This is a genomic window from Hymenobacter sp. BT18 (genome assembly GCF_012273015.1).
Lineage (GTDB): Bacteria > Bacteroidota > Bacteroidia > Cytophagales > Hymenobacteraceae > Hymenobacter > Hymenobacter lutimineralis.
On sequence record NZ_CP050954.1, the window covers coordinates 4,241,265 to 4,265,611 of the forward strand.

At 56.8% G+C, this 24,347-nt stretch carries 25 protein-coding genes; 14 read left to right on the top strand and 11 right to left on the bottom strand.

Translation table 11 applies throughout. The features are described from left to right. The first annotated feature begins 2 nt into the window (after positions 1-2). Both HER32_RS18185 and HER32_RS18190 read left to right on the top strand, forming a co-directional pair. Entirely contained in the window at positions 3-776 is a 774-nt protein-coding gene (locus HER32_RS18185; RefSeq protein WP_168682907.1) for a hypothetical protein, read from the top strand. Positions 777-1,181: 405 nt separating this feature from the next. Then, the gene (locus HER32_RS18190) at positions 1,182-2,519 is read left to right on the top strand and encodes a M20/M25/M40 family metallo-hydrolase (protein WP_149070561.1); all 1,338 of its coding nucleotides are present in this window, start codon (positions 1,182-1,184) and stop codon (positions 2,517-2,519) included. Positions 2,520-2,589: 70 nt separating this feature from the next. On the opposite strand, the gene HER32_RS18195 is transcribed toward HER32_RS18190, so the two are convergent. From HER32_RS18195 to HER32_RS18210, 4 genes are all read right to left on the bottom strand, one after another. Beyond that, positions 2,590-2,841, bottom strand: coding sequence for a hypothetical protein (locus tag HER32_RS18195; RefSeq protein ID WP_168682908.1), 252 nt, complete (start codon positions 2,839-2,841; stop codon positions 2,590-2,592). 246 nt (positions 2,842-3,087) lie between these two features. Continuing rightward, on the bottom strand, positions 3,088-3,903 hold the full coding sequence (locus tag HER32_RS18200; protein WP_168682909.1) for a transporter: 816 nt from the start codon (positions 3,901-3,903) through the stop codon (positions 3,088-3,090). A 282-nt stretch (positions 3,904-4,185) separates the two neighbouring features. Continuing rightward, a complete protein-coding gene (locus HER32_RS18205) occupies positions 4,186-5,793 on the bottom strand; it encodes a S41 family peptidase (RefSeq protein WP_168682910.1) in 1,608 nt (535 codons plus the stop codon). 275 nt (positions 5,794-6,068) lie between these two features. Beyond that, positions 6,069-6,407 carry a tetratricopeptide repeat protein gene (locus HER32_RS18210; protein WP_168682911.1) on the bottom strand — a complete coding sequence of 113 codons (339 nt, stop codon included), beginning with the start codon at positions 6,405-6,407 and terminating at the stop codon, positions 6,069-6,071. A 77-nt stretch (positions 6,408-6,484) separates the two neighbouring features. Between HER32_RS18210 and HER32_RS18215 the strand changes: the two genes are divergently transcribed. The 4 genes from HER32_RS18215 to HER32_RS18230 all read left to right on the top strand — a co-directional run bounded on the left by HER32_RS18215 (position 6,485) and on the right by HER32_RS18230 (position 9,771). Beyond that, the gene (locus HER32_RS18215) at positions 6,485-7,225 is read left to right on the top strand and encodes an electron transfer flavoprotein subunit beta/FixA family protein (protein ID WP_149070565.1); all 741 of its coding nucleotides are present in this window, start codon (positions 6,485-6,487) and stop codon (positions 7,223-7,225) included. A 104-nt stretch (positions 7,226-7,329) separates the two neighbouring features. Continuing rightward, a complete protein-coding gene (locus HER32_RS18220) occupies positions 7,330-8,307 on the top strand; it encodes an electron transfer flavoprotein subunit alpha/FixB family protein (RefSeq protein WP_168682912.1) in 978 nt (325 codons plus the stop codon). Positions 8,308-8,469: 162 nt separating this feature from the next. Then, entirely contained in the window at positions 8,470-9,096 is a 627-nt protein-coding gene (locus tag HER32_RS18225) for a bifunctional nuclease family protein (RefSeq protein WP_168682913.1), read from the top strand. Positions 9,097-9,225: 129 nt separating this feature from the next. After that, entirely contained in the window at positions 9,226-9,771 is a 546-nt protein-coding gene (locus HER32_RS18230) for a YfiT family bacillithiol transferase (protein ID WP_168682914.1), read from the top strand. Between the two features lie 90 nt (positions 9,772-9,861). Here the strand turns inward: HER32_RS18230 and HER32_RS18235 are convergent, their stop codons facing one another. Together HER32_RS18235 and HER32_RS18240 are read right to left on the bottom strand one after the other, a co-directional pair. Then, complete coding sequence (locus HER32_RS18235; protein WP_149070569.1) at positions 9,862-10,671, bottom strand: ABC transporter ATP-binding protein; 810 nt, start codon at positions 10,669-10,671, stop codon at positions 9,862-9,864. Between the two features lie 9 nt (positions 10,672-10,680). Then, complete coding sequence (locus HER32_RS18240) at positions 10,681-11,412, bottom strand: MlaE family ABC transporter permease (protein ID WP_149070570.1); 732 nt, start codon at positions 11,410-11,412, stop codon at positions 10,681-10,683. A 117-nt stretch (positions 11,413-11,529) separates the two neighbouring features. Between HER32_RS18240 and HER32_RS18245 the strand changes: the two genes are divergently transcribed. Continuing rightward, positions 11,530-12,243, top strand: a complete 714-nt coding sequence (locus HER32_RS18245) for an SDR family oxidoreductase (protein WP_149070571.1) — start codon at positions 11,530-11,532, stop codon at positions 12,241-12,243. A 14-nt stretch (positions 12,244-12,257) separates the two neighbouring features. Here the strand turns inward: HER32_RS18245 and HER32_RS18250 are convergent, their stop codons facing one another. Then, positions 12,258-13,037 (bottom strand): GIN domain-containing protein, encoded by a 780-nt coding sequence (locus tag HER32_RS18250; protein WP_168682915.1) that lies wholly within the window; start codon positions 13,035-13,037, stop codon positions 12,258-12,260. A 17-nt stretch (positions 13,038-13,054) separates the two neighbouring features. Between HER32_RS18250 and HER32_RS18255 the strand changes: the two genes are divergently transcribed. The 7 genes from HER32_RS18255 to gldC all read left to right on the top strand — a co-directional run bounded on the left by HER32_RS18255 (position 13,055) and on the right by gldC (position 20,513). After that, positions 13,055-13,753: an SDR family oxidoreductase gene (locus tag HER32_RS18255; RefSeq protein ID WP_168682916.1), complete on the top strand. Its 699-nt coding sequence runs from the start codon at positions 13,055-13,057 to the stop codon at positions 13,751-13,753. A 164-nt stretch (positions 13,754-13,917) separates the two neighbouring features. Continuing rightward, positions 13,918-14,844, top strand: coding sequence for a gliding motility-associated ABC transporter ATP-binding subunit GldA (gene gldA / locus HER32_RS18260; protein WP_168682917.1), 927 nt, complete (start codon positions 13,918-13,920; stop codon positions 14,842-14,844). A 112-nt stretch (positions 14,845-14,956) separates the two neighbouring features. Beyond that, a complete protein-coding gene (gldF, locus tag HER32_RS18265; protein WP_168682918.1) occupies positions 14,957-15,682 on the top strand; it encodes a gliding motility-associated ABC transporter permease subunit GldF in 726 nt (241 codons plus the stop codon). Between the two features lie 43 nt (positions 15,683-15,725). Further along, positions 15,726-17,438, top strand: a complete 1,713-nt coding sequence (gldG, locus tag HER32_RS18270) for a gliding motility-associated ABC transporter substrate-binding protein GldG (protein ID WP_168682919.1) — start codon at positions 15,726-15,728, stop codon at positions 17,436-17,438. A 39-nt stretch (positions 17,439-17,477) separates the two neighbouring features. Next, positions 17,478-18,740, top strand: coding sequence for an acyltransferase family protein (locus HER32_RS18275; RefSeq protein WP_168682920.1), 1,263 nt, complete (start codon positions 17,478-17,480; stop codon positions 18,738-18,740). A 165-nt stretch (positions 18,741-18,905) separates the two neighbouring features. Further along, complete coding sequence (dnaN, locus tag HER32_RS18280) at positions 18,906-20,030, top strand: DNA polymerase III subunit beta (RefSeq protein WP_168682921.1); 1,125 nt, start codon at positions 18,906-18,908, stop codon at positions 20,028-20,030. A 144-nt stretch (positions 20,031-20,174) separates the two neighbouring features. Then, complete coding sequence (gldC, locus tag HER32_RS18285) at positions 20,175-20,513, top strand: gliding motility protein GldC (RefSeq protein ID WP_149070580.1); 339 nt, start codon at positions 20,175-20,177, stop codon at positions 20,511-20,513. Positions 20,514-20,583: 70 nt separating this feature from the next. Here gldC and HER32_RS18290 read toward each other — a convergent pair whose 3' ends face one another. From HER32_RS18290 to hemL, 4 genes are all read right to left on the bottom strand, one after another. Then, positions 20,584-21,126, bottom strand: a complete 543-nt coding sequence (locus HER32_RS18290; RefSeq protein WP_168682922.1) for a hypothetical protein — start codon at positions 21,124-21,126, stop codon at positions 20,584-20,586. A 175-nt stretch (positions 21,127-21,301) separates the two neighbouring features. Further along, the gene (dcd, locus tag HER32_RS18295) at positions 21,302-21,838 is read right to left on the bottom strand and encodes a dCTP deaminase (RefSeq protein WP_149070582.1); all 537 of its coding nucleotides are present in this window, start codon (positions 21,836-21,838) and stop codon (positions 21,302-21,304) included. A 23-nt stretch (positions 21,839-21,861) separates the two neighbouring features. Next, complete coding sequence (locus tag HER32_RS18300; protein WP_168682923.1) at positions 21,862-22,755, bottom strand: hypothetical protein; 894 nt, start codon at positions 22,753-22,755, stop codon at positions 21,862-21,864. 214 nt (positions 22,756-22,969) lie between these two features. Beyond that, positions 22,970-24,301, bottom strand: coding sequence for a glutamate-1-semialdehyde 2,1-aminomutase (gene hemL, locus HER32_RS18305; RefSeq protein WP_168682924.1), 1,332 nt, complete (start codon positions 24,299-24,301; stop codon positions 22,970-22,972). Between the last annotated feature and the right edge of the window lie 46 nt (positions 24,302-24,347).

Sequence of the window (24,347 nt, forward strand, 5' to 3'; positions counted from 1 at the left end):
GCATGAAGAAATCAAACGTATTTTTTGTTCGTTGTACACTGGCCGCCTTGGCGACCCTGGCGTTGGCGCTGCCAGCAGCGGCTCAGCAAGCCACGGGCAGCGCCCTGGGCGACCAGGAAAACCTGCGGCTGCTGTCGGGGGGTGATGTCAATGCCGCCATTATTACCGTTGATAAACGGTACGAGGGCGTACGGGGCACGCCATTTTTACTGCCTGTATGGGCTTCCGGTAATCTGTTGCTTGCCTCGCAAAAGCAAGTAGCGGGTGTACCCCTCAAGTACGATGTCTATAACCAGCAGCTAATGGCCAAACGCCCGGCCGGCGACTCGCTGTGGGTGGAACTGCGCAACATTCGGGAGTTCACGCTGACCGACCCGCGGGCGCTGCCCGGGCAGGCTAACCAGCGCCGCTTCCGCCGCTTCAGCGGAGCACCGGGGCTGCCTCCCCGCACCGATTTTCTGGAAGTCCTGCACGATTCGGGCCCGTATCAACTACTTAAACGCCCGGGCAAGCAGCTGGTAAAAGCCAACTATCAGCAGGCGTACAGTGCCGATAAGCCCTATGATGAACTGGTAGACAATACGGACTATTACCTGCTAAGCCCGCAGGGTACGCTTTCCCCGGTTAAGCCCGCTGCAAAAGCTTTACTGTCAGCCGTGCCGGGCGAGTTTCAGGAACCGCTTCGAGCCAAGCTGAAGAAGGCACCATTACGCACTGAGTCGGACTTGTTTAACGCCGTCTCGGAGTTGAACCTACTGGCCAGTGCCAAAAAGTAAAGCCGTCCGTGCGGCCAGTTTACGCCCCGGCAACGTCTGTTGCCGGGGCGTTTTTTCGTTATGCCTGCCGTGCCTATCCCGGCTTTCAGCCTTGCTCGATTTTGTGTCGGTGGTCCTGGCTTCCTGCTCACTACGTGTGAGGTGGGCAGGGGCGAAGGCGGGCGGGCGTGCCCGACAACTAAAGCCTGGCCTACGTGTTGAAATAGCGTAACTTGCTCATGCGACAGCACTTTTCGGACGACGTGTCTTGATCAAGGCGGCATTCCGGCCGGCTGCAAGCAACAAACCTCGCCGAAAAGCGTCTGTAGGTTTCTTTTCCTCCCCAACTGATAGCGAAGCGGCACTGTTGTTGCTTCGTGCCAGCACTCGTTCTGCCCTCGCGCCTACGCACCACCCCCTCTCTCCATGAAATCGGTTTTTGTAACTGCCCTGTTTTTACACGCTGTGTTGCTGGGTTACGGGCAAAAAAAGGCCAGCCCGCCCGCTATATCAGAAGGCATTCCTGCGGCCACGGTTGAGCGGCTGGAACGCGCCCTGGCTGCCGATGAAATGCAGGGGCGCGGCGTGCAGGGCGGCGCGAACAAAGCTGCCCAGCTGCTGATAGCCGAGTTTGAGCGTATCGGGCTGCAGCCCTTGCCGGGGCAGGCTTCCTTCGAGCAGAAGTTTACTGCTTTTGAAACCCGGACCACGGCGTTGTTTGTGCAATTAAACAACCAACCGATTGCGCGGGACAAAACGCTGCTGATTTCGGGTGAGCCTCACTTGAACTGGGCCGACGACGACCAGAGTGCGCGGGTAATGGTGATTGGGGCGGAAGCCAACCTGATGAAGGTGATACGCCCCTTGCTGCAGCCCACCGAAAACGTCGTGGTTTTCATCGACCCGGCGCATGCCGCTGCTTTCCAGAAGGTGGCCGACTACGTGGCGCACAGCAACGTGCACGCCGAAAAACCCGGCCCGTATTCGGTGGTAATGGCGCTGGCATCTGTGGGCAACGGCGCCGTAAAATTCAGAGTAGCTGCGAATACATCCGTACGCCCAGTGGAGCTACGCAACATTGTTGGAACGCTACCGGGGCGCGAACCAGCCCGCGCAAACGAGCAAGTAATATTTTCGGCCCACTACGACCACCTGGGCTTGGTGACCAAAGTAGCCGGCGACTCTATTGCTAATGGAGCTGATGATGATGCCAGCGGCACCACGGCCGTGGTGGCATTGGCTGAGCACTTTAAAAAGCGCAACGATAATGCCCGCACCCTGATTTTCTCGGCCTTCACGGCGGAGGAAATCGGTGGGCTGGGCTCCCGTTACTTTGCCAGCAAGCTGAACCCGCAGCAGGTAGTTGCCATGTTCAACATTGAGATGATTGGCAAAGTGGCAAAATTCGGCCCGAACACCGCTTTCATCACCGGCTTCGATAAATCGGACTTCGGCTCCATTCTGCAGCGTAACCTGCAGGGCTCGGCGTTTCGTTTCGAGCCTGACCCATACCCTGAGCAAAACCTGTTCTACCGCTCCGATAATGCCTCGTTGGCGCGGCTAGGTGTACCAGCCCACAGCATCAGCACCGACCAGATTCCGACCGATAAGTTCTACCATACCGTAGACGATGAAGTAGAGACCCTCAATCTGACGAACATGACGGCGGTAATCAGCGCTATTGCCCGCAGTGCCAAGAGCATTATCAGTGGCCAGGATACACCTACTCGCCTCGTGGCGGAGCCCAGCCAAGCCGCGCGCTAACCGCTTGGTCTCGTTAGAAAACAAAAAGCCCCGGTATGTTAAGAATACCGGGGCTTTTTGTTTTCTAACGTTAGGGACGGGTTTGTTCGGTTTTGGGTGGCAGTAGCACTACGGAGTCAGGTGTGGCGGGCACTTGGCTGGCTGGCGCTACTGGCTCTTCGTGCAAACGAGCCATGGCCCGTTCCGAGGGTGAATCGGGCTCTGGGTCGCCGAACCCGGTTATGGTTACGTGTGTGGCCGCTTGTAAACCCTGGGCGCGGGTAGAGAAGTGGCTGATAAGCAAAAGGGCCAGTAGCAGAAGGAATCGGTAAAGTGTTTTCATAGACGTAGGGTGTAAAGGAAGAGTGCAACAAAATTATCTAATATCTATATATTCATCAATCACACAATGATGTGATGACTACGTAAACACGAAGGTTCGTAGAGCCGGTGCCCTATTGCCCAGTGCAGGAGCTGGGCTGACTGGCAGCCGGAAAAGCCGAAAGCCGTGACAAGCTTCCTGGAGGTGCTTTGCTGTAAAAGCACCTCTAGGAAGCTTGTCACGGCTTTCGGCTCCTGATGAAAAAATCTACTTGGGCAGGCGCATGCTTAGGCCAGTACCCACCAGCAGACCTGGGTTATTGAGCTGATGACCAGCCGTGACATCGAAGCGGATGCCCGGGCTTGGGCGCCAATACACGCCGGTGGTTACTCCCTTCCGCCAGGTAAAGCGGCCCAGCGCGTAAGCTTCGGTGAAAAAGCCAAAGTTGCCGCCCAAAGGGCCATTCAGGGCAACACTGGCCGTGTATTCTCCCACTTTGGTATCGGCTGCCCGAAAGCCGCGCTGCTTAAACCCAAAGTTACCTTCTAACCCGTACCGCTGCCCGAGTAGCTGCGATATCAGCAGTCGGGCGCTGGGCTCATACGTTTTATTGAGGTAGGACGCGTCTCCGTTGGGTAGCGTCATCTCAGCCAGCACAACTACCTGGGAACGGGCGTTCTGAACGGTAGAAGCCAAAAACTTAGCCCCCACGGTGAGCGGAGCAAAGCCGCCAGGTGAACGGAGGCCGGATGTCTCGCCCGTTGCCGGTCGGGGCAATTGGTGCAAATAGCCCTGAGTAGCCCGTAGCTCGATATGATTAAAAAAGCCAATGCGGAGCGTGGCGGCAGAAAGGGTACGGTGGCGGCCCAGGGCCGCAGATTCCGGCAGTTGCTGAATGCCCGCGTCTACTTGCACCTGACCTGGGTACAGCATATTGGTGGTGATGGTAACACCCGGTCGATCGGGGCGAATGTTACGCACGAATGGCGAATCGGTTAGTTCATTGCCCGAGCTTGTTTGGGCCAAGGAGTGGGAAGCAGCGCTTAGCAACGCGGCCATGCCCAGCAGAATGGTCTTTTGCATGTGGGCTGGACACCCCGCGCTACATGATAGTTCAGCAATGGGTTAGCAAAACTTTGGCTTTACGCCATTTTGTTCGAATAGTTACACGAATAAGTTATTTGTTCATACCTATACTGCTATGTGCATTCCCGTGCACAGAAGCCAGAAAGCTTCGGCCCCGCTCCTTTTACGTGCCGTTTTTGTAGATCCTATACCGATACCGAATAGTTTGGCGCGGGTGCAGAATGCCAGCAAGAAAAAGCTCCCTGGCAGGAATGTCCAAGCTAAGCAGATCGTACGGTGTTATTGAACGGTAAGATCAGGCTGGCGGGCAAGCAGAAGCGCTTTTTCCAGTATCTCGTCGCGGCCGGCGGCAATACCGGCAGGAGTGGGGAGCACCGGTACGTCAATGCGTACGCCGCGGCGCTGGGTGGGGGTACCATCGGGATAGGTGATAGCCACTCCAGTAAAGTACACCTCGATATTGCCGGGCAGCACTAAGGCGGTCATATTGCCGTTGGCCCCAGCAGTCTGGCTTCCTACAGTAACAGTCCGTGAATATGCCTGTAGGGCCATTACTAGCCCCTCAGCGGCGCTTTGGGTAAGTTCATTACAAAGAACGAACACGCGGCCCTGATACAAGGCTGCGTTTGGGGGGGCGGGCTTGGCTGTATCGGGAGCCGTATACACGCGCCCTGGCTGCTGGGCATCTACTTCAGCCCACTTCAGGTAGCGTGTTTTGCCTGGATACAGATGCCGCGCAATCTTTTCGCCCATTCGCCAATCGGGGTAGCTCCGCACATCAAAGATGATAACTGGCTGTTGCTTCAACTGCTGCAGAATGCTATCCAGTTGTTCGTAGCGGACTGCATTGGGCCGTAGGTAGCCTATGCCACCAGTCAGTACTTCCCAACCCGGTTTGGGCGGGGCGCTGGGGTTACCGTATCGGCCGCCGGGCTTAATATCATCCCAGTGGTAGTGTGAAGTATTGGTATGGATAAGGCGACCGTTGCGCTGCAGCGTCAGGCGTAAATGCTGCCCCACAGGGCCGCCAAGCAGATAGTTGTTCAGGTCGCGCTCAAGCGCACCGGGAGTAGACGCGCTGAAATACGGCCGCAATGCGGTTCGTACTTTCTCTACAGGTTGGCCATCAAGGTGCGTGATCATGTCCCCGAGACGAATGTCTGCCGCCTTTGCTACCGAATCAGAAATCAGTCTATCTACTACCATCTTACCCCGCAGGTAACTTGCGAAGAAGGGTGAGGCGCCATAACCGGCGCGTTGTTTGTTCAGTATGCTGCTGCTCACGCCAGTGTGACTATCCCGCAGTTCCGCCGCCAGCTTTTGGTATAGCTGGTGATAAGCCAGTGTGTCGGGTGCGGCGGCAAACGCCGGGATGTAGCTCGTCAGTACGTTGTCCCACTTACGTGCCGTACCCGCCTTGAATGGATAGTAGTACTCGATGACGTTCCAGAGGCGAAACAGGCCCAATAAGCGGTATTCCGCCGCAGGATAGACCAAATCGGCATAGTCTTTTTCGCCCGGGAATATGGGTTGGGAAAGAATATATTGCTGGTATTTCTTGGAAACGTACACATTATCCTGCGGGTGGTAGCGTTGTACTACTTCCGTCAGTTGCTGCCGCAGGGCTGGGGTGAGGCAGGCATCAGCCCGCAGCCAAGCTGGCGCTGGTGAATTGGCCGACTCACGTCCAGGGTCGAGGGGGCCAGCCGCCGCACACATGTCCTGTAGTGACTTTTCAAAGGCGGCCGCCGTAGCCGCGCCGCGTACCCGCGGGATGGTTACTACCAGAACGGAGTCCCAGTTTACGGCCCCGCGGGCTACCTGCGGATGATAGTACTTCAACAGGCCCCATACCCGCGCTACGGTAGCTAAGCGGGCATTAAGCATTTTTGGAGAAGCGCCAGAGCCAGGGAGGCTAATCAGTAGCAGTAAGCTCAGCAGGAAACGTTGGGCAGCGAACATTGAGTACGGACCTGTGAAAGAATAGCGGCAAAGCTATCTGCCATTTATGTCTTGCACAATCACATTTATATGCCTGCGGGCTCAGGCAACCTATAGCGCAGAAAAGGCATCTGCAACGGGAGTGGAGCAAGACCGAGAAGCCAAAGCTGGTCGAATTATGGTTACGTAAACAGGACCGCTCCAAAGAGTTGCCCTACCACTCAATCATCCTCGTAATCGAGGCCCAGCAGGCTGTTCAATACGCCCTGAATTTCGCTGGCCGCGTGCAGCTGCCCCGCCCGGCGGGCTACGGTCAGGCCGGTGCGGTAAACCTGCTCCGCTTCGGCTGGCTGCCCGAGCTGTTCCAGGAGCTTGCCGGCGTGATAGTAAGTACCCACATACTCCGGGTGCTCGGTGAGAAGTTTGTGATAAAATTCCCAGGCTTTGGCGGGGTCAGAGGACCGATATTCGGTTGCCAGCGCGTAAATGGTGAAGGCATCATTGGGGTCATCGTGGTAGAAGGCCAGAAGTTGCTGCAAGCGGGTCGGAGGGGTTTCCATAGGGCAGGAGTTTTCAGTATCTTTGCCCGCAAATTTGGGGCTTTCCCGTAGTATATCGTTCACTCAAGTCGTCATAGATGAAGTTTCTCGTTTGCATCAGCAACGTGCCCGACACGACCACTAAGATTACCTTCACGCCCGATAACAAGGAATTCAATAAGGCGGGGGTACAATTCGTTATCAACCCCTGGGATGAGTACGCACTCACCCGCGCCATTGAGCTGAAGGAAGCGCAGGGTGGGGGCACGGTAACGGTCCTGAACGTAGGGGAAGCCGACACGGAGCCCAACATCCGTAAGGCCCTGGCTATTGGCGCCGACGATGCCATTCGCGTTAATGCGCACCCCAAGGATGCCTTCTTCGTGGCGCAGCAGATTGCCAGCATAGCCAAAGACGGCGGCTACGATGTTATCCTGATGGGCAAAGAAAGCATCGATTACAATGGGTTCCAGGTGCACGGCATGGTAGGGGAACTGTTGGGCATTCCTACGGTAGCCCCCGCTATGAAGCTCGACATGAGCGGCAACACCGCTACACTGGAGCGCGAAATTGAGGGCGGTAAAGAAATTGTGGAAGTAGCCACGCCCTTTGTGGCCTCGTGCCAGCAGCCCATGTGCGAGCCGCGCATTCCTAACATGCGGGGTATTATGACGGCCCGTACCAAGCCGCTGAAAGTAGTAGAGCCAACGGGAGATGCTCCCCGTACCCAGGTAACGGAATACCAGCTGCCGCCAAAAAAGCAGGGAGTGAAGCTGATTCCGGCCGAAAGTGCTGGTGATCTGATCAAGCTGCTGCGCAACGAGGCCAAGGTGATTTAATTGGTTTTTGGTAACTGACTTCGCGCTACCGGTTAATAATAGGAGCGGGAAGCTTGCTCTGAGCAATACCCAAAACCAAGAACCCAAAACAAAAAATCAAAGACATGTCAGTTCTAGTAGTCGTTGAATGTGATAAAGGCGAAGTGAAAAAGTCTTCGCTGGAAGTGGCTTCGTATGGTAGCCAGGTAGCGCAGCTATTGGGCACCACCGCTACGGCCGTAGCCGTAGGCGAAGCTTCGGAGGCCAGCCTGACCCAGCTCGGCGAGCAAGGCATCAGCAAGGTGCTGTACGACGCCGAGCCCCGCCTGAAGGATTTCGTGAACGGTGCTTACACCAAGCTCATTGCTACGGCTGCTCAGAAAGAGGAGTCGACCGTTATTGTGCTGGCTAACTCCAACATCGGCGCCGCGGTAGGCTCGCGCCTGGCGGTGCGCCTGCAGGCCAGCCTGGCCACCAACGTGGTGGAGCTGCCCAAAAACGACGGTGGCCAGTTCACCGTGAAGCGCGGTGCTTTCTCGGGCAAAGCCTTTGCAGAAGTAGTGCTCGGCGGTGACCGGAAAATCATTGCCGTCAAGAAAAACTCGATTGAGGCCCAGCATGAAGCTGGCAAAACAGCCACGGTAGAGGCTTTCTCGGCTCAGCTTGCTGATACCGACTTTGCCGATGCGCCTAAGCAAGTAGTTATGCAGGATCAGGCCGGTGGCATTCTGCTGCCGGAGGCCGACCGTGTGGTATCGGGTGGCCGTGGCATGAAGGGCCCCGAAAACTGGAACCTCATTGAGGATCTGGCCAAGGCGCTGGGGGCGGCTACGGCCTGCTCCAAGCCCGTATCGGACGTAGACTGGCGCCCTCACCACGAGCACGTGGGTCAGACGGGCATAACTGTGTCGCCGAACCTGTACATTGCCTGCGGTATTTCCGGCGCTATCCAGCACCTGGCCGGGGTAAACTCCAGCAAGGTCATCGTGGTCATCAATAAAGATCCGGAGGCTCCGTTCTTCAAAGCAGCCGACTACGGCATTGTAGGCGACGTATTCGACGTACTGCCGAAGCTGACGCAAGCCGTAAAAGAGCTGAACTAAGCAAAAGGAAAAGCGTAGGGTCTTGGGAACAGGGTTTGAAAAAGCCGTGTCCCCAAGACCCTAACCGTTTTTTGCTCCGTACATCAGGTGTGCAAAGTCTTCGTTTCTTTGCGGCGGCAAGCCTTGAATTCGTAAGCCTCCAAGCTCCAAGTCCTTATTCCCTTGAAAAAAATCCAGCTCGAAATTCTGGGCCTTTCCTCCAGCCAGTCGCAATCTGGCTCGTTTGCCCTGATTCTGGGAGAGAAAACCGGTAACCGGCGCCTGCCCATCATCATTGGCATGTTTGAGGCCCAGAGCATCGCCATCCAGATTGAGAAAATCAACCCTAACCGGCCCCTTACCCACGACCTATTCAAGTCGTTTGCCGAGCAGGTACACGTCGCCATCCTGGAAGTCATGATTTCCGATCTGAAGGAAGGCGTATTCTACTCTAAAATCGTGTGCTCGGACGGCGCAACCACGTTTGAGCTGGATGCCCGTCCTTCCGACGCTATTGCCATTGGCCTGCGGTTTGGCGTACCCATCTACACGGTCGAAAGCGTGCTGAGCGAGGCCGGTATCATCTTGTCGGATCTGGATGAAAATGCCGAGGATACGGACGATGAAGACGAGGACGAGGACGATGAAGATACCGGCGGGCCGGCCCGTCCGGAGCCAACTGCGCCCCGGGAGCCCAGCGGGCAGGTGCCTTTAGAAGAGCTCACCAAAATGCTTTCCCAGGCTCTGGAGCGTGAAGACTACGAAAAGGCCGCTAAAATCAGAGACGAGCTCAACAAACGAAATTCATAAGTGCCCAGAAAACGGTTTCTTCCTGCGAAGAAACCGTTTTCTACTTTTACCCGGGTAAAGCTGAACGGTAAATACCAGCCGTTTAAGCTTTGCTTGCTCTCCCAACCTCTCCCTCACATTCCGCCCTTTATGCTTACCATACCCGAAGCCGATTTGCGTTATCCCATTGGGCACGCTGAAATCTCCCCGGAACCACTCACGGAAGGGCGCCGCCTGGCCCTGCTGGCCCAGATTGCCGTACTGCCCGACCAAGTGCGCGCGGCCGTAGCGGGCCTGCAGGCTGAACACCTAGACACGCCTTACCGCCCCGGGGGCTGGACGGTACGCCAGGTACTACACCATCTGCCCGATTCGCATATGAATGCCTACACCCGGATGCGGCTGGCGCTTACCGAAGAATTGCCCACCGTTCGGCCCTACGACGAGGCGGCCTGGGCCGAACTGCCCGATGTAGCAGCAACACCCGTGGCGGTATCTTTGGCTTTGTTGGAGGCGCTTCACATTCGGTGGGTGAACCTGATGCGGCAGCTTTCCCATGAGCAGTGGTCCCGTCGGTTTTATCACCCCGGATCCAAGCAGGAGGTTTCCCTGGATCAGGCATTGGCAACTTATGCCTGGCATGGGCGGCATCACCTGGCCCACATCACCAGCCTGCGGCAGCGGCAGAACTGGTAGTAGGAGGAGGGGCTAATGAATAAGGTGCTGAGGTGCTAATAGGAAAAGGTTATTAGCACCTCAGCACCTTATTCATTAGCCCATTACTTATCATACCTCCGATAACGGCTCACTAGCCAAGGCTTCTAATCCTCCCTCGGTGGCATCATCTACTTTCTTGGCGGCCCGCACCAAGCTGCTGCTGAAGATGAACTCCCGCAGCTCAGGAACCTTAGCCCCCAGAATCTCATCTTTGGTGCCATCCCAAAGCTTGAGGCCCTTGTGCATAAAGATGATATGGTCGCCAATTTCTACCACCGAGTTCATGTCGTGGGTAATGACGACGGTGGTGATGTTGTATTCATGAGTGATTTCGTAAATCAGCTCGTCAATCTTGATGCTGGTGGCCGGGTCCAGGCCGGAGTTGGGCTCGTCGCAGAACAGATAGGTACAGTTGGGCGCAATGGCGCGGGCAATGCCCACGCGCTTTTTCATGCCCCCGGATATTTCGGAAGGCATTTTGCTGCCGGCGTTTTCGAGGCCTACGCGCTTCAGGCAAAACTCCACCCGGTCGCGCCGTTCTTCCCGGCTCATGCTAGGCGTGAGCATCTTCAGGGGGAATTCCGTGTTTTCGAACACCGTCATGGAGTCAAACAAGGCCGAGCCCTGAAAGAGCATCCCGATCTTGCGGCGGATTTCCTGCCGGATCTGAACCTTGTTGTTGGTGAAGGTGGTGCCATCAAAGGTGATGCTGCCAATATCGGGCTTCATCAATCCCACGATGCACTGCAACAACACGCTTTTGCCAGTACCCGAGCCGCCCAACACCAAGTTGCACTGGCCACTGGCAAAAGTGCACGTGATGCCCTTGAGCACCTGGTTGCCGTCAAAAGCTTTCTGAATGTTATGAACTTCAATCATTACGCTTAATTAGAGCAGGACAGCGGCTAGCACGTAGTCGGCCAGCAGGATGGCAATGATGGAGTTGGTAACAGCCCCCGTGCTGGCAGCCCCCACTTCCAAGGCACCGCCTTTGGTAAAGTAGCCCTTATACGCCGAAATAGCCGATACCAGAAACGCGAATACCACCGATTTGATCAGGGCGAAGGCAATGTTGTAGGGAATAAAGTCGGTGCGGATGCCTTCTACGTATTCCGGGGCCGACATGGCGCCGGAAAGTGTACCGGCCAAATAGCCGCCCAGGATAGACAAGCCCATAGCCAGAATCACCAGCAGCGGAAACATTAGCAGGGCGGCAATAATCTTGGGCAGCACCAGGTAGGAAGCCGAGTTAATGCCCATTACCTCTAGGGCATCTACTTGCTCCGTGATGCGCATGGTGCCCAGCCCGCCCGCAATGCTGGAGCCTACTTTGCCGGCCAGCACGATGCTCGTAATGGTAGGTGCCAGCTCCAGAATGGTCATTTCCCGTACCATGTAGCCAATGGTGCTCTTCGGGATAAGCGGATTGGTCAGGTTATAGGCAATCTGCACGCAGGTAACAGCCCCGATAAACGCCGACACAATCATCACGATGAAGATGGAGTCGATGCCAATGAGGATGGCCTCATCGAGGGTGCGCTGCCACAGCACTTTCAGGCGCTCGGTGCGCGTGAGCATGCTTTGCAGGAAGAGAATGAATTCGCCAAAGGTTTTGACCATACAGAGCGAAAGTGTAGCAGAAATACGAAAACTTGCGGAGCCCGCCCGGGCGCAACCCCAACAGGAGTAAGGCGGTTTGGGCAGGCATACGTAAAACCAGATTCAACAAGCAAAGGAATGCAAAAATTAATCGTGGTGACCGGTGGCACCAAAGGAATTGGCCGCGCCGTAGTGGAGCGTTTTCTGCAAGCCGGGATGCGGGTCGTCACCTGTGCCCGGTCGGCTACCGACCTGCTGGCCCTCAGCAGTGAGCTGGGGCAGCGCTACCCCGAAACGCCGGTGTATACTCTGGCCGCCGACCTGAGCCAGGCCGACGATGCCCGGCGCTTCGTGGAGTTTGTGCGTGAGCTGGAAGGGGAGGTAGAGGTGTTGGTAAACAATACGGGTGGTTTCGAGCCCGGCCGCCTGCAGGACGAGCCCGCCGACGGCTCCCAGCTCCGCCGCATGATTGACGTAAACCTATACAGCGCCTACGACGTGACGCAGGGGTTGCTCCCGGAGATGATAGCGCGGCGCCACGGCCATATTTTTATGCTTTGCTCTACGGCCAGCATCACGGCCTACACCAATGGCGGCTCCTACTGCGTGGCGAAGTTTGCGCTCTACGGCATGACGAAGGTGCTACGTGCTGAGCTGCAGGAGCACAACATCCGGGTAACGGCCATATTGCCCGGGGCCACCCTCACGGCCAGCTGGGAAGGCGCCGACCTGCCCGCTGAGCGGTTTATGCGCCCCCAGGACGTAGCCGAGTCGATATTTGCTGCTTATTCCCTTTCGCCCCAGGCGGTAGTCGAAGAGCTGCTGATGCGCCCGCAGCTAGGCGACATTTAAGAAGCGTCAGGTTTCTACTCGGGTATAGCCTTTCCTTTACCCGTAACGGAAATGTCAACGGCGGCGGGCTGACCGGCATAAAATAGCGTGCCCGCGCCCGCGTGCCGGCCACCAATCAGGCGCGACGCCCGCACATGGGCGTCGCCGCCGCTGTCGTGGTTGGTTTGAAAATAGCAGTCGGTAGTAGTTAGCTCCTGCGCGAAAAGCCGGCCCAGGCCGCCCAAGGTGAAATGCAGCTCATCGGTGCGCCCGCGCAGGCGGATGTCGCCCAGCTCGTACTGGCTGAGCGCCAGATAGCGGCAGTCTACTTCTAGGTCCACGTCGCCGGCACCTATCAGGTGGCAAAATAGGGCATCGGTGCGCAGCGAGCTTGCCGTGCGGATGCTGTTTTCCCCGCGCTGGTAGATATTAACCACGGAAGGCAGGTGCAGCCGTACTTCCCGGGGCACATCGTAGCGGCGCACCCAGTTGCAGCGGCTGGTATTCTCAATCACCAGGGCGCTGTCTTGTACGCGCAGTTCCAAGTCTTCCTGCAGGTTGCGGCCCGTGCGTACTTCGGCGAAAAAGCGGCTGTCGGGGACAATGATTACGTCCACGTTATCATACACCGTGAAGGTGTGGAACGCCGGTAGCTCCCGGTGCGTAGTTTCTACGGGGCCAGTGCTTTTCAGGCAGTCCAACTCGTGGTCGGGGCCGCAGGTAGTGAGGGTGCCCGCCGCGACCAGCAGGAGCCACCACCGCCAAAGCAGTTGTAAGGCTCTATCTTGCGGCCCCAAATGAACATCAAACGCCATCCAAACAAGCTATTTCTATGGACCTGAACGGCAAGGTAGCCATTGTTACGGGCGTCAGCAAAGGCATTGGGCAGGCCACGGCCGAGTTGCTGCTGGCCCGCGGAGCCATTGTGGTAGGCTGGAGCCGTAGCGCCCCCAAGAGTCTGCAGCACGAGCGGTTCCATTTTATTAGCTGTGATGTGCGCCGGGAGGAATCAGTAGCCCTGGCGGCCGCAGCTACCAAGCTGGCCGTGGGGGAGGACTGCCACGTGCTGATAAATAACGCCGGTCTAGGCATCATGGGAGCCACGGATGGGTTTTCCTCCGAAGACTGGCTGGCTATGTTCGATACCAACGTGCACGGCACCTTCTACTGCACCAAAGCCGTACTGCCCGCCATGAAGCGCCAGCAGCTGGGACATATCATCAACGTAGCCTCGTTGGCCGGCACGGTGGGCAGCGAAAATATGGCCGGTTACTGCGCTTCTAAGTTTGCGGTGCGTGGCTTTTCGGAGGCTTTGTTCAAGGAGGTACGCCAGTTCGGTATCAAAGTCACCTGCCTGAATCCTGGCTCCGTGGAAACCAGCTTCGGCGGCAAGACGGTGGAAGGACCGGGCTTCAACCCTTATAAGGTGCAGGCCGAGGACGTAGCCGGGGCCATTGTGCATACGCTGGAGACGCCGTTGCGCGTTCTGGTATCAGAAATAGACCTGCGCCCCCTACAGCCAGGGAAATAAGGATGACAGCACAGGCGGGCTTTTCGTTTACCGATTAAGCGCGTGGAATATCCTAGCAGGATTTGATAACTGATATGGGTCCTCTTTTCCAGACTTTTAAAGTAGCAGCGGAATCCAGCTGGACAAAGCTGCCCCGAACAGACTCCGAGCTGCTCTGAACAGACATGGTAGAAATACAACAGCTGACCAAGCTTTTTGGTACGCAGGCCGCCGTCGATAACATCAGCTTTACGGCGGGTAAAGGCGAAATTCTGGGCTTTCTGGGGCCAAACGGGGCCGGCAAAAGCACCACCATGAAAATTGCCACCGGCTACCTGCCACCCAGCAGCGGCTCGGTGCGCGTAGCCGGGTTCGACGTGGTAGAAAGCCCACTGGAAGTGCGGCGGCGCGTGGGCTACCTGCCCGAGCACAACCCGCTATACCTGGACATGTACGTGCACGAATACCTGGAATTTATTGGCCGGGTGCATGGGCTTTCGGGGAAAAGCCTGCGGGAGCGGGTAAAAGAACTGATTAGCCGGGTAGGCCTCACGCGCGAGCAGAACAAGCTGATTGGGGCCCTTTCCAAAGGGTATCGGCAGCGGGTCGGCTTGGCGCAGTCCTTGGTGCACGACCCGCAGGTCCTGATTCTGGATGAACCCACCACGGGCCTCGACCCCAATCAGATTGGGGAAATCCGCCAGCTGATTCGTGAGCTGGGTCAGGACAAGACGGTCATCTTCAGCACCCATATTCTGCCCGAAGTGCAGGCCCTCTGCGACCGGGTAGTTATCATCAGCCGGGGGCAGTTGGTGGCCGACTCGCCCGTGCGGGAGCTGGGCGCGTTGGCTCAGGGCGAAACAATCATTCGGGCCGAGTTTGAAGGGCAAATTGACCCGGCAAAGCTGCAGTTGCTGCCCGGGGTAAAATCGACTGAGCCGGGACCTGGCAACGTTTGGCGCATCCGCGTGGCAGGTACCGCCGACCAACGAGGTGCCATTTCCCGCCTGGCCGCCGAACAAGGCTGGGTTCTGCTGGGCCTACGCCAGGAAGAACAGTCGCTGGAGCAGGTGTTCCAACAGCTGACCACGCAAAATCCGGTGTCATCCTGAGCAGAGCGAAGGACCTTGTCACGCCTGAAAGAAGTCGTTTTAGCGTGATAAGGTCCTTCGCTCCGCTCAGGATGACACGTGGTCTTTTTCTCTCACCAGTACATCAACGTCGATGTTCGCCATACTTCGCAAAGAATTTAATGCCTTCCTCAACTCCCCCGTGGCTTATGTGGTCATTGGCGTGTTCCTGGTCGCAACTGGGCTGTTCGTGTGGGTATTCCCCGACTCCTCGGTGCTCGACTACGGGTTTGCCGACCTGCAGACGCTGTTCAACCTGGCTCCCTGGATATTCCTGTTCCTGATTCCGGCCATCTGCATGCGCACGTTCGCGGAAGAGAAGAAAGCGGGCACTATTGAATTGCTGCTCACTCGCCCGCTCACCGACGGGCAGCTGGTAGGAGGGAAGTACCTGGCCTGCCTGCTGCTGGCCCTGCTGGCCCTGGTGCCCACGCTACTCTATTACTACTCGGTGTACCAACTGGGCAACCCCGTCGGCAATATTGACTCGGCGGCGTTTGCGGGTTCCTTTCTGGGGCTGGCGCTGCTGGCCGCGGTGTTTGCGGCCATTGGCGTATTGGCCTCCGCCCTCACGCGGGACCAGATCATTGCTTTTCTGGTGGCCGTGGTGGGCTGCTTCCTGGTGTACTCCGGGTTCGATTCGGTGGCTTCGCTGTTTGATGGCGCCCCGGCCTACTACATTGGACAGTTTGGCATTGCCGCTCACTACCGCGACATGAGCAAGGGCCTGGTAGACTCCCGCGACCTGCTCTATTTCTTTTCCATCGTTGCCCTGATGCTGGCTGCCACGCGCCTCGTGCTGCGCAGCCGCACCTGGTAAGCTTTTTCTTCTGTCAACTGACCACCGTCAACTGACAACCCGCATGGAACAACCCGCTCCGATTTTTCCTACTCCCCGCAAACAGCGCGACTTGCTGCGCTTTGGCTTGTTTGCCCTGGCCTTGCTCGTGCTCAACTTTCTGGCCCAGCAATTTTTCTTTCGCCTCGATCTGACGGAGGACAAGCGCTACAGCATGTCGGCGGCTACCCAGCAACTACTGAGCAAGATGCCCGAGCCCGTAACGGTAACCGTGTATCTGGCCGGGGACTTCCCACCGGCTTTTCGCCGCTTGGCGCAGGCTACGCGCGAAACGCTGGATGAAATGCAGCTGCAGTCGGGCTCCAAGCTGCGCTACGTGTTTGTTGACCCGTCGGCGGCGGCCTCCGAGGAAGCCCGCAACAAAGAGTTTCAGCGCCTGATGCAGAAAGGGCTGCAGCCGACCAACCTAGGTGCCAACGAAAACGGGAAGCGCGTCGAGAAGATTATTTTCCCCTGGGCTACCATCACGGTTGGCAACCGGGAGCAGAACGTACTGCTCCTGCGCGGCAACCAGGCCGCTCCGCCCGATGTGCGTCTGAACCAAAGCATTGAAGGGCTGGAATATGAATTGGCCAGCGCCATCCGGCGGCTGCAGCCCAATCAGCGCCGCATCATTGGCATAGTGGAAGGCCACGGCGAACTGGATAACCTGCAGATGGCCGATATGATCGGGACACTGCAGCGCGACTACAACGTGTACCGCGTGGATCTGAGCAAGGTGCCCAGCCTCAAACCGCTGGCGGCGGTGATTGTAGCCAAGCCCCAGCGGCCGTACACCGAGGAGGAGAAATTCAAGCTGGATGAGTACATCACCCAGGGTGGTAGGGCCATGTTTTTTGTGGATCAGATGCGGGTAAACCTCGACAGCGCCAACCGGGGTGGTATGCTGTCTTTCCCCCAGGAGCTGAACCTGAACGACCTACTCTTCAAGTACGGCGTGCGGCTGAACGGGGACCTGGTGCTTGACCTGAACTCCGGCCTTATCCCGCTGGTAACGGGCATGACGGGCAACAAGCCCCAGGTGGAGCCTATGCCCTGGCAGTTTTACCCCATCGTCAACGCCTTTAGCCCGCACCCCATCACGCGCAACCTCGACGCGGTGTACCTGAAGTTTGCGGGAACCATCGACACCGTAAAGGCCCGCGGAATTCGTAAAACGCCGCTGTTTTTCACTTCGCGCTATTCCCGGGTGCTACCGGCGCCAGTGCCTATCAACCTCAACGATGCCCGCCTGCCACCCGACCCCAAGCTGTACACGGCGGGTCCCAAGCCTGTGGGTTACCTGCTGGAAGGTCAGTTTAGTTCGCTGTTTGCCAACCGCACCAAGCCCGGGACCACGCAGTTTCAGCCCCCTCAGTCGCCGCAGGCCCAGCCAGGCAAGGTACTAGTCGTGTCGGATGGGGACTTTGTGCGCAACGATGTGGATACCAAAACCAACCGCCCCCTGCGCCTGGGCTACGACCGACTGGCTACTACCGAGTTTGCCAACCGGGAATTGGTACAAAATGCGGCTGATTTTCTGCTGGATGAAACCGGCCTCATTGCCGTTCGTAGCAAGGAAATAACCCTGCGGCCCCTGGACAAGGTGAAAGTAAACGAGGAGAAGCGCCGCTGGCAGTTGCTGAATATTGGAATTCCCTTACTGATGCTGGCGTTGTTCGGGCTCGGGCGGGCCTGGCTGCGCCGGCGGCGTTACGCATCCTTTATCGAAGGATAGACTTGAGAGGTTGGTTTAGTGTTCAGTAAAACAGATTACATGAATTTTTCCGCTGCAGAAAAAAAGCAAGTTGCCCCGATTTTTGACTACCAGCTGGAAAGTCTCCGGGGACTGGCTGCTTTTGTGGTTGTATTGGCGCACGTTTTTTCCCGCGACTTTCATTTAGATCCGGCTTATCGAATGCAGGGTATTCTGCAGTTTACTCCGCCCGGGCATTTAAGTGTTATTGTATTTTTTATTTTGTCGGGCTACGTGATTGGCCTTACCAACCAAAACCCCATTTCAACGAATACGCTGCGGTATGAGTATTTGAAAAAACGCTTGGTGCGACTTTATCCACTGTATATAGTGGCTATAGTCCTCACCATTCTTATATCGGCTGCGTGTAATCTGTATTATTCTTATCAGAATATTGCCTGGCACCTGATGTTCGGGCAAGTGGCTATGGCCCCGGTATTACATTATAACTTGCCTTTATGGTCGTTGAGCTATGAAATTGTCTATTATGTTCTGTTTCTGGTTCTTTCTACCTATAAAATAAATCCGCTGCGCGCAGCGCTGATTTTCCTATTACTCGGCCTGATTAGCCGAATCTGCCAGGGGCCAATGGCGTCTTCCGTAGTTTCTTACAGCTACGGCGCTTGTTTCTGGTTTATTGGGGTGGCTATTGCTAAAATGCCACGCGAAAACACGCCTATCAATTACGGAGCTTTGCTGGCTATGCTCGTGCTTATGCTCAGTTACGAACGGCTTAATCTGGTAGCCAGCTTTATTGAGCGCACGGGCCTGGATTTTACGGAACATGAAGTTCCATCCTTTTTCCAGCGTGCTATTTCTTTGTCGGATTTAAGCTACCTGATATTTTGCCTGCCGTTAATCATGAACTTTACCAACCGTTCGTTTAAAGGTATGCTGCTAATGGAACGACTTTCATTTGTCATTCCAGGCCTATACTTGGTAGTATATGTGGTATCGGGGAAAATTCTGCAGGAACACTTGCTTAATACGCTCTATATACCTGGGTTGCTGTACGTAGCTTCTATCTTGATTTATTTGTTTCAGCACGAATTCAATGACATTGGAAATGCTATGCTGAAAAAAGTATATGGGTTGGGCAGTGTTTCCTACGGGATATATATTATTCACTTTCCCATTCTTATGCTTTTCAATGAAATAGACTACTTCAGTGGCAGCGGCTTCACTTTTACAGCGCGCGTAGCCATTTACTTAGTCGTCGTATTTGCCTTGGGTTACCTGCTGGAGCGCCGGTTCCAGCCTTGGATTAAGGCAAAGCTCATGTAGTTCAGGCCTGGGGCGGCGCATCGGCGAGGCCGCGCTGCGGTTGGGCGTCGGTAAGCTTACGGAGGGCCGCAACGAAGGCAGAATAGGCTTAGCAGCGCGTAGCAAACCCGGTGGCGGTTTCCTATCTTTGTCCTCTTCCAAAAACGCCCGACAACCGCCCGCCATATGAAGTTCATCGTCTCGTCTTCCGCCTTGCTCAAGCAGCTACAGAGCATCAATGGCGTGGTTACGAACAACCCCGTAGTACCCATTCTGGAGAACTTCCTCTTCGAGATTGAAGAAAGCAAGCTGACTATTACGGCCTCGGACCTGGAAACCAGCATGATAACCGAGCTGCCGGTGGAAGCCCGCGAAAGTGGCCGCATTGCCGCTCCCGCTCGCATCCTGCTCGATACGCTCAAAAATCTGCCCGACCAGCCCGTGACCTTCACGTTGGACGAGGAAACGTATACCATCGAAATCAGCTCGGCCAACGGGCGCTACAAGCTGGCCGGCGAAAACGCTACCGACTTTCCCCGGGTACCCGTAGTGAAAGGCTCGGCACCCATCGAAATTCCTTCGTCCTCGCTGTCGCGCGCTATCAACAAAACCATCTTCGCCGTTAGCACCGACGAGCTGCGCCCAGCCATGACCGGGGTGCTTATTCAGTTGGCCGACAGCCAGGTGACCTTTGTGGCGACGGACGGACACCGCCTGCTGCGCTACCGCCGCCAGGATGTGGGTGCTGGCCAAACGGCTAACCTCATTGTGCCGCGCAAAGCCTTTAACCTACTCAAAAACGCCTTGCCCTCCGAGGCTACCACGGTGCGCGTAGAGTTCAACCACTCCAACGCCTTCTTCTCCTTCAACCAGATGCGCCTGGTGTGCCGCCTGATTGATGAGCGGTACCCCGACTACGAAAACGTAATTCCGGTGAGCAACCCCAACAAGCTCATCATCGACCGCGCGGCGCTGCTCAACTCGGTTAAGCGGATTGCCATCTACTCCAACAAAACCACGCACCAAGTGCGGTTCCGCCTGGCAGGCTCCGAACTGACGGTTTCGGCCGAGGACCTGGACTTCTCCAATGAAGCCAACGAAAAGCTGGCCTGCCAATACGACGGCGAGGATATGGAAATTGGCTTCAACGCGAAGTTCCTGATCGAAATGCTGTCGAACATCGACTCCGAAGAAATTACGCTGGAGTTGAGCACGCCCAACCGGGCCGGCCTGCTCATGCCCACCATTGCCGACGACAACGAAAGCATCCTGATGCTGGTAATGCCGGTGATGCTGAACAACTACGTGTAAGTTTTTAATGGCTTACTTGCTAGCGAGTTAAATGGTTGGTCGTGCTAGCGGCCAGCCATTTCGCTTATGTAGCGGTTGTGCCTTTTCTTGTTTGAGAGGCTACTACTTACGGATGTAGCCATTCAGCCATCTAACTATCCAACCATGAAAAAATCTGAAATTCGCTTCAGCATTGCCCTCGACGACCAGAAAGTGCCCGAAGCCATCAGTTGGCAGGCTACTGATGCCGGCCCCGATATTCACTTTGCCAAGGCCATCAACATTGCCTTGTGGGACCGAGACGAACGCGGTACTATGAAGATAGACCTCTGGACCAAAGAAATGCCCGTTGACGAAATGAAGCATTTCTACGTGGATACCATCGGAGCCATGGCAGAGAGCATCGTTACGGCCACCAACGACTCCGTGATGGCTACCAAGATGCGCGACTTATGCCGCGAACTAATGAACCATCTGGAAGAAGAACAGAAAAAGCAGAAATAGATCAACGTAAAAAGGCCCCTCCTTACGAAGTCAGGAGGGGCCTTTTGTTATAAACAAAGGTGTATGGACCCTAACGGCCACGGGCTCGGGTACTGGCTGGCTTGGTAGGGGGTGTTTCACTCGCCGGAGCCAGCACAGCGCCTTTACTACCCGCCGGTGCCGGATTCTGGACGGAGTTCACGAAACGCGTATTAGCCGCCGTAGCGGCATAGTCCTTATCGTACTTATAGAACGAGGCGCGGGAGCCGTAGTATGAGCTGTACTGATCGGTACTAAGAATGGCCTGCAGTTCCTTGTCCCGCTCTTTGCAGACGCCTTGGCATTGCTGATCAATCAGCTGGGAGTTGCCGGCGTGCTTTTGCTCAATGGCCGCCATCTTGGCTACTTTGTCTTCGTTGATGGCCCGCAAGCGGGAAGCCTGGTAGCCGTTAAGCCGGAGCTGGCGCACCATTTGGTCGGAGAGGCGGTCGGCCCGTTGGGTTACTGCTGGGTTCAGGCGGGGCGAGGCCTGCGTTTTATCCCGGCTAACAGCAAGCTGGTTGGTTTGTTGAGCCTGCGCTGCGGTAGCTACCGAAGCCAGCAACAGGGCCGTAAAAGCAAGTGTATGTCGCATGGTCTGGGTTCGTTAACGGGGTAAGTAAACAGCAACTACGAGCACCAGAAAAACTGCCGCTGCCCGCAGGCTATGCCATTCCCTAACGAAAAACTGTGCCAGGGAGTTTATCGGAAAGCAAAAAGTGCTGCCTGTGGTAGCACAGACAGCACTTTTAACTGGGGATAAAGAAGCGCTAAAACTGGTTTTTCCACATCATCGATTCCACCGGCTTTACCGTCCGCTCGTTGTACTTGGCGTTGGGCTTGCGGTTGTAGAAGTTCTCCACGTTGCCTTGCACGGTAAAGTAGATCAGTTGGCCTACCGGCATTAGGTGGTACACCCGCACCGGCATCGACACGCTTATTTCCAGCGTCCAGGTATTGCAGAAGCCGATATCTCCCTTGCCGGCAGTGGCGTGAATATCGATGCCCAGGCGCCCGACGCTGCTCTTGCCTTCCAGGAAGGGGACGTGGGCATGGCTTTCGGTGTATTCCTCCGTCACGCCCAAGTAGAGGGTGCCCGGTTGGAGGACGAAGCCTTCGGCCGGAATTTCAAATACGTCGATTTCGTTGTGCTTACGCGCATCCAGCACGGCGTCGCGGTAGGTAGCCAGGTAGCGGCCCAAGTGTACGTCGTAGGAATTGGTGCCGAGGCAAGCTCGGTCGTAGGGCTCAATGACGATGTTGCCCTGCTCAATTTCAGCGAGGATCTGCTGGTCGGTAAGAATCATGCGGTTTAGTCGGAAAGTGCAGTCTAGGAGTCGTCACCGTCTTCGTAACGGTCTTCGGGCAGGCCTGCCCGGCGTTTCACCGGCGAAAAAGCAGCTTCGGGCGCATCTTCCTCCAAATCATCATCTGCCTGCGGCTCGTACGCACCGTCGAGGCGGCGCTGCAGTTCGGGCACCGTTACCAACGTCAGGCGCAGCGTCAGGCCTAAAGCGGCGGCGGCCATCAGGAAGGAAAGATAATCGAGGAGTCCGTAGCGTGAGGGTACACCGGCTTCGGGGGCAGCATTGCTGGTAAGCGCCCCGGTGCGACTTGCCGTGGTGGGCGCTACGGTTTCCGGCTCGGGCGCCGGGTCTTCAATCGGCGAGGCAAGGGGAGCTTCCGCATCCACGTCGGCCGGGGGTACGGCGGCCCCATCGGCGGCCAGGGCTGCGGGCTCGGGGTCTTCGGAGGCATTGAACTGAGCGGTACCCTGCTTGATGACGCGCTGCAAAGCGCGAATCAGAGCTACCCGCTCATCGCGCGGCAGCACCCGGATAAAAAACTCAAAGTTGCGGTCGATGAGAATGGAGTTCAGCTGCTTTTCGAACTCCACCAAATCCGTACGCCCCTTACCAAAGCGGCCTTTGTAGCGTTCCGATACGCCGTTGTAGTTATGAAACAGCGTTTTGAGGTCACTGCGGTCGGCAAAATCGTCGAACTCCCGCCGCGCTTTGGCCGTGCGGAGCGTAACGGGAAACTTGCGCCGCGTAAACGACCGGTCGTACACCGTTTCCATGGTACGGAAATTCAGCTCGTCCACGGTGCGGTCGAACAGACGCTTATTGGCGGCGGCCGGCGTTTCGGTTTGGGCCAGCAGGGTGGCCGGCCCGGCGAGCCACAGCAGCACGAAAAGCAGGAGCAGCTGGCGAAGTCGGGGCATAGAAGGAGAGGAGTTTCGCCGCAAAGGTCGGTTATAATGTGCTCATGTGCTAATGCGGGCGCAAGGTGCTACTGACGCGTTGCTTGGGTGAAATGAAGCCGGGATTCAAGCCCACTGCTATCCAGACCAAACAGTGGGCGAAGTCATAGCCCGTTATTAACCCCGCTATGCCACGTAAGGCAAGGTGTTGTAGTAGCACGCGCGCTGCAACGGTCTATTCCCCCAGGCCATGCGCCTCGCGCATGGATTCGCGGCAAGCTGTCAGGTAGAGGTCTACGTACTCGTCGGTAATAGCCGTGCTCACGAACAGCGCCTCGTATTGGGCGGGTGCCAGGTAGATACCCCGGTGCAGCATGGCCCGGAAATACCGGCCGAAGGCTTCTGTGTCGGACGTTTTCGCCGATTCTAGGTCGGTGACGGGCTGGCTGGTGAAGAACACGCTGAACATGGAGCCCACTTGGTTTACCGTGTAGTTTAGGCCTAGGTCGGCGCAAATCTGGCGGGTGCCGTCGGCAATGCGCGTGGTAATGCGGTTGAGTTCGGTGTAGAGCTCGGGGTGCTCGTTGAGGTAGGTAAGTTGGGCAATGCCGGCAGCCGTAGCAATGGGGTTGCCAGACAGGGTACCGGCCTGGTATACTTTCCCGGCCGGGGCCACATTATCCATGATGTCCTGCCGGCCCCCGTAGGCACCCACGGGCATACCCCCTCCAATGATTTTGCCGAGCGTCGTCATGTCGGGGGTGATGCCGTACAACTCCTGGGCACCGCCGCGGGCCAGGCGGAAGCCCGTCATTACCTCATCGAAGATAAGCACGATGCCGTGCTGGGTGCACAGCGCGCGCAGGGCTTGCAGGTAGCCTTCCTGCGGCGCCACCAGGCCCATGTTGCCCACTACAGGCTCCAGAATAAGGGCGGCTATCTGACCTGGATTGGCGGCAAGAATCTGCTCTACGGCCACCACATCGTTATAAGGCACAGTGAGCGTATCCTGAGCCACTCCCTGGGTTACGCCCGGCGAATCGGGGGCACCCAGGGTGAGGGCACCAGAGCCGGCGGCAATCAGGAAGGAGTCGCCGTGGCCGTGGTAGCAGCCTTCAAACTTGATGATCTTGTCCCGGCCGGTATAGCCGCGGGCTACCCGGATGGCAGACATCGTGGCTTCCGTACCCGAATTTACCAGCCGTACTTTCTCAATGCTGGGCACCATCTGCTTGATCAGCTCGGCCATTTCTACCTCGCGGCGGGTAGGCGCGCCAAACGATAAGGAGCCGTGCACGGCAGCCTGCACTGCGTTCAGCACCAAATCTGGTGCATGGCCCAGGATCATGGGCCCCCAGGAGTTGATGAAGTCCAGGTACTGGTTGCCGTCCACATCCGTCAGCCAAGCCCCTTTGGCCGATTGCATGAACACGGGGTGCCCGCCCACGGCCCGGAAGGCCCGCACTGGGGAGTTTACGCCGCCGGGTATGTGGTTTTTGGCGCGGGTGAAAAGGGCGTCGCTGGTAGAAAGCGTGAGGGCGGGAGCAGAAGGCAGAGACTGTGACATACAAAAAGGTTGGGCAAAACGACGAACGGCTACCCACGGATGGGAA

Bases quoted from the DNA above. Each gene is read 5' to 3' on its own strand.
- HER32_RS18185 (WP_168682907.1), top strand. From the start codon at position 3: ATGAAGAAATCAAACGTATTTTTTGTTCGTTGTACACTGGCCGCCTTG.
- HER32_RS18190 (WP_149070561.1), top strand. From the start codon at position 1,182: ATGAAATCGGTTTTTGTAACTGCCCTGTTTTTACACGCTGTGTTGCTG.
- HER32_RS18195 (WP_168682908.1), bottom strand. From the start codon at position 2,841: ATGAAAACACTTTACCGATTCCTTCTGCTACTGGCCCTTTTGCTTATC.
- HER32_RS18200 (WP_168682909.1), bottom strand. From the start codon at position 3,903: ATGCAAAAGACCATTCTGCTGGGCATGGCCGCGTTGCTAAGCGCTGCT.
- HER32_RS18205 (WP_168682910.1), bottom strand. From the start codon at position 5,793: ATGCTTAATGCCCGCTTAGCTACCGTAGCGCGGGTATGGGGCCTGTTG.
- HER32_RS18210 (WP_168682911.1), bottom strand. From the start codon at position 6,407: ATGGAAACCCCTCCGACCCGCTTGCAGCAACTTCTGGCCTTCTACCAC.
- HER32_RS18215 (WP_149070565.1), top strand. From the start codon at position 6,485: ATGAAGTTTCTCGTTTGCATCAGCAACGTGCCCGACACGACCACTAAG.
- HER32_RS18220 (WP_168682912.1), top strand. From the start codon at position 7,330: ATGTCAGTTCTAGTAGTCGTTGAATGTGATAAAGGCGAAGTGAAAAAG.
- HER32_RS18230 (WP_168682914.1), top strand. From the start codon at position 9,226: ATGCTTACCATACCCGAAGCCGATTTGCGTTATCCCATTGGGCACGCT.
- HER32_RS18235 (WP_149070569.1), bottom strand. From the start codon at position 10,671: ATGATTGAAGTTCATAACATTCAGAAAGCTTTTGACGGCAACCAGGTG.
- HER32_RS18240 (WP_149070570.1), bottom strand. From the start codon at position 11,412: ATGGTCAAAACCTTTGGCGAATTCATTCTCTTCCTGCAAAGCATGCTC.
- HER32_RS18245 (WP_149070571.1), top strand. From the start codon at position 11,530: ATGCAAAAATTAATCGTGGTGACCGGTGGCACCAAAGGAATTGGCCGC.
- HER32_RS18250 (WP_168682915.1), bottom strand. From the start codon at position 13,037: ATGGCGTTTGATGTTCATTTGGGGCCGCAAGATAGAGCCTTACAACTG.
- HER32_RS18255 (WP_168682916.1), top strand. From the start codon at position 13,055: ATGGACCTGAACGGCAAGGTAGCCATTGTTACGGGCGTCAGCAAAGGC.
- gldA (WP_168682917.1), top strand. From the start codon at position 13,918: ATGGTAGAAATACAACAGCTGACCAAGCTTTTTGGTACGCAGGCCGCC.
- gldF (WP_168682918.1), top strand. From the start codon at position 14,957: ATGTTCGCCATACTTCGCAAAGAATTTAATGCCTTCCTCAACTCCCCC.
- gldG (WP_168682919.1), top strand. From the start codon at position 15,726: ATGGAACAACCCGCTCCGATTTTTCCTACTCCCCGCAAACAGCGCGAC.
- HER32_RS18275 (WP_168682920.1), top strand. From the start codon at position 17,478: ATGAATTTTTCCGCTGCAGAAAAAAAGCAAGTTGCCCCGATTTTTGAC.
- dnaN (WP_168682921.1), top strand. From the start codon at position 18,906: ATGAAGTTCATCGTCTCGTCTTCCGCCTTGCTCAAGCAGCTACAGAGC.
- gldC (WP_149070580.1), top strand. From the start codon at position 20,175: ATGAAAAAATCTGAAATTCGCTTCAGCATTGCCCTCGACGACCAGAAA.
- HER32_RS18290 (WP_168682922.1), bottom strand. From the start codon at position 21,126: ATGCGACATACACTTGCTTTTACGGCCCTGTTGCTGGCTTCGGTAGCT.
- dcd (WP_149070582.1), bottom strand. From the start codon at position 21,838: ATGATTCTTACCGACCAGCAGATCCTCGCTGAAATTGAGCAGGGCAAC.
- HER32_RS18300 (WP_168682923.1), bottom strand. From the start codon at position 22,755: ATGCCCCGACTTCGCCAGCTGCTCCTGCTTTTCGTGCTGCTGTGGCTC.
- hemL (WP_168682924.1), bottom strand. From the start codon at position 24,301: ATGTCACAGTCTCTGCCTTCTGCTCCCGCCCTCACGCTTTCTACCAGC.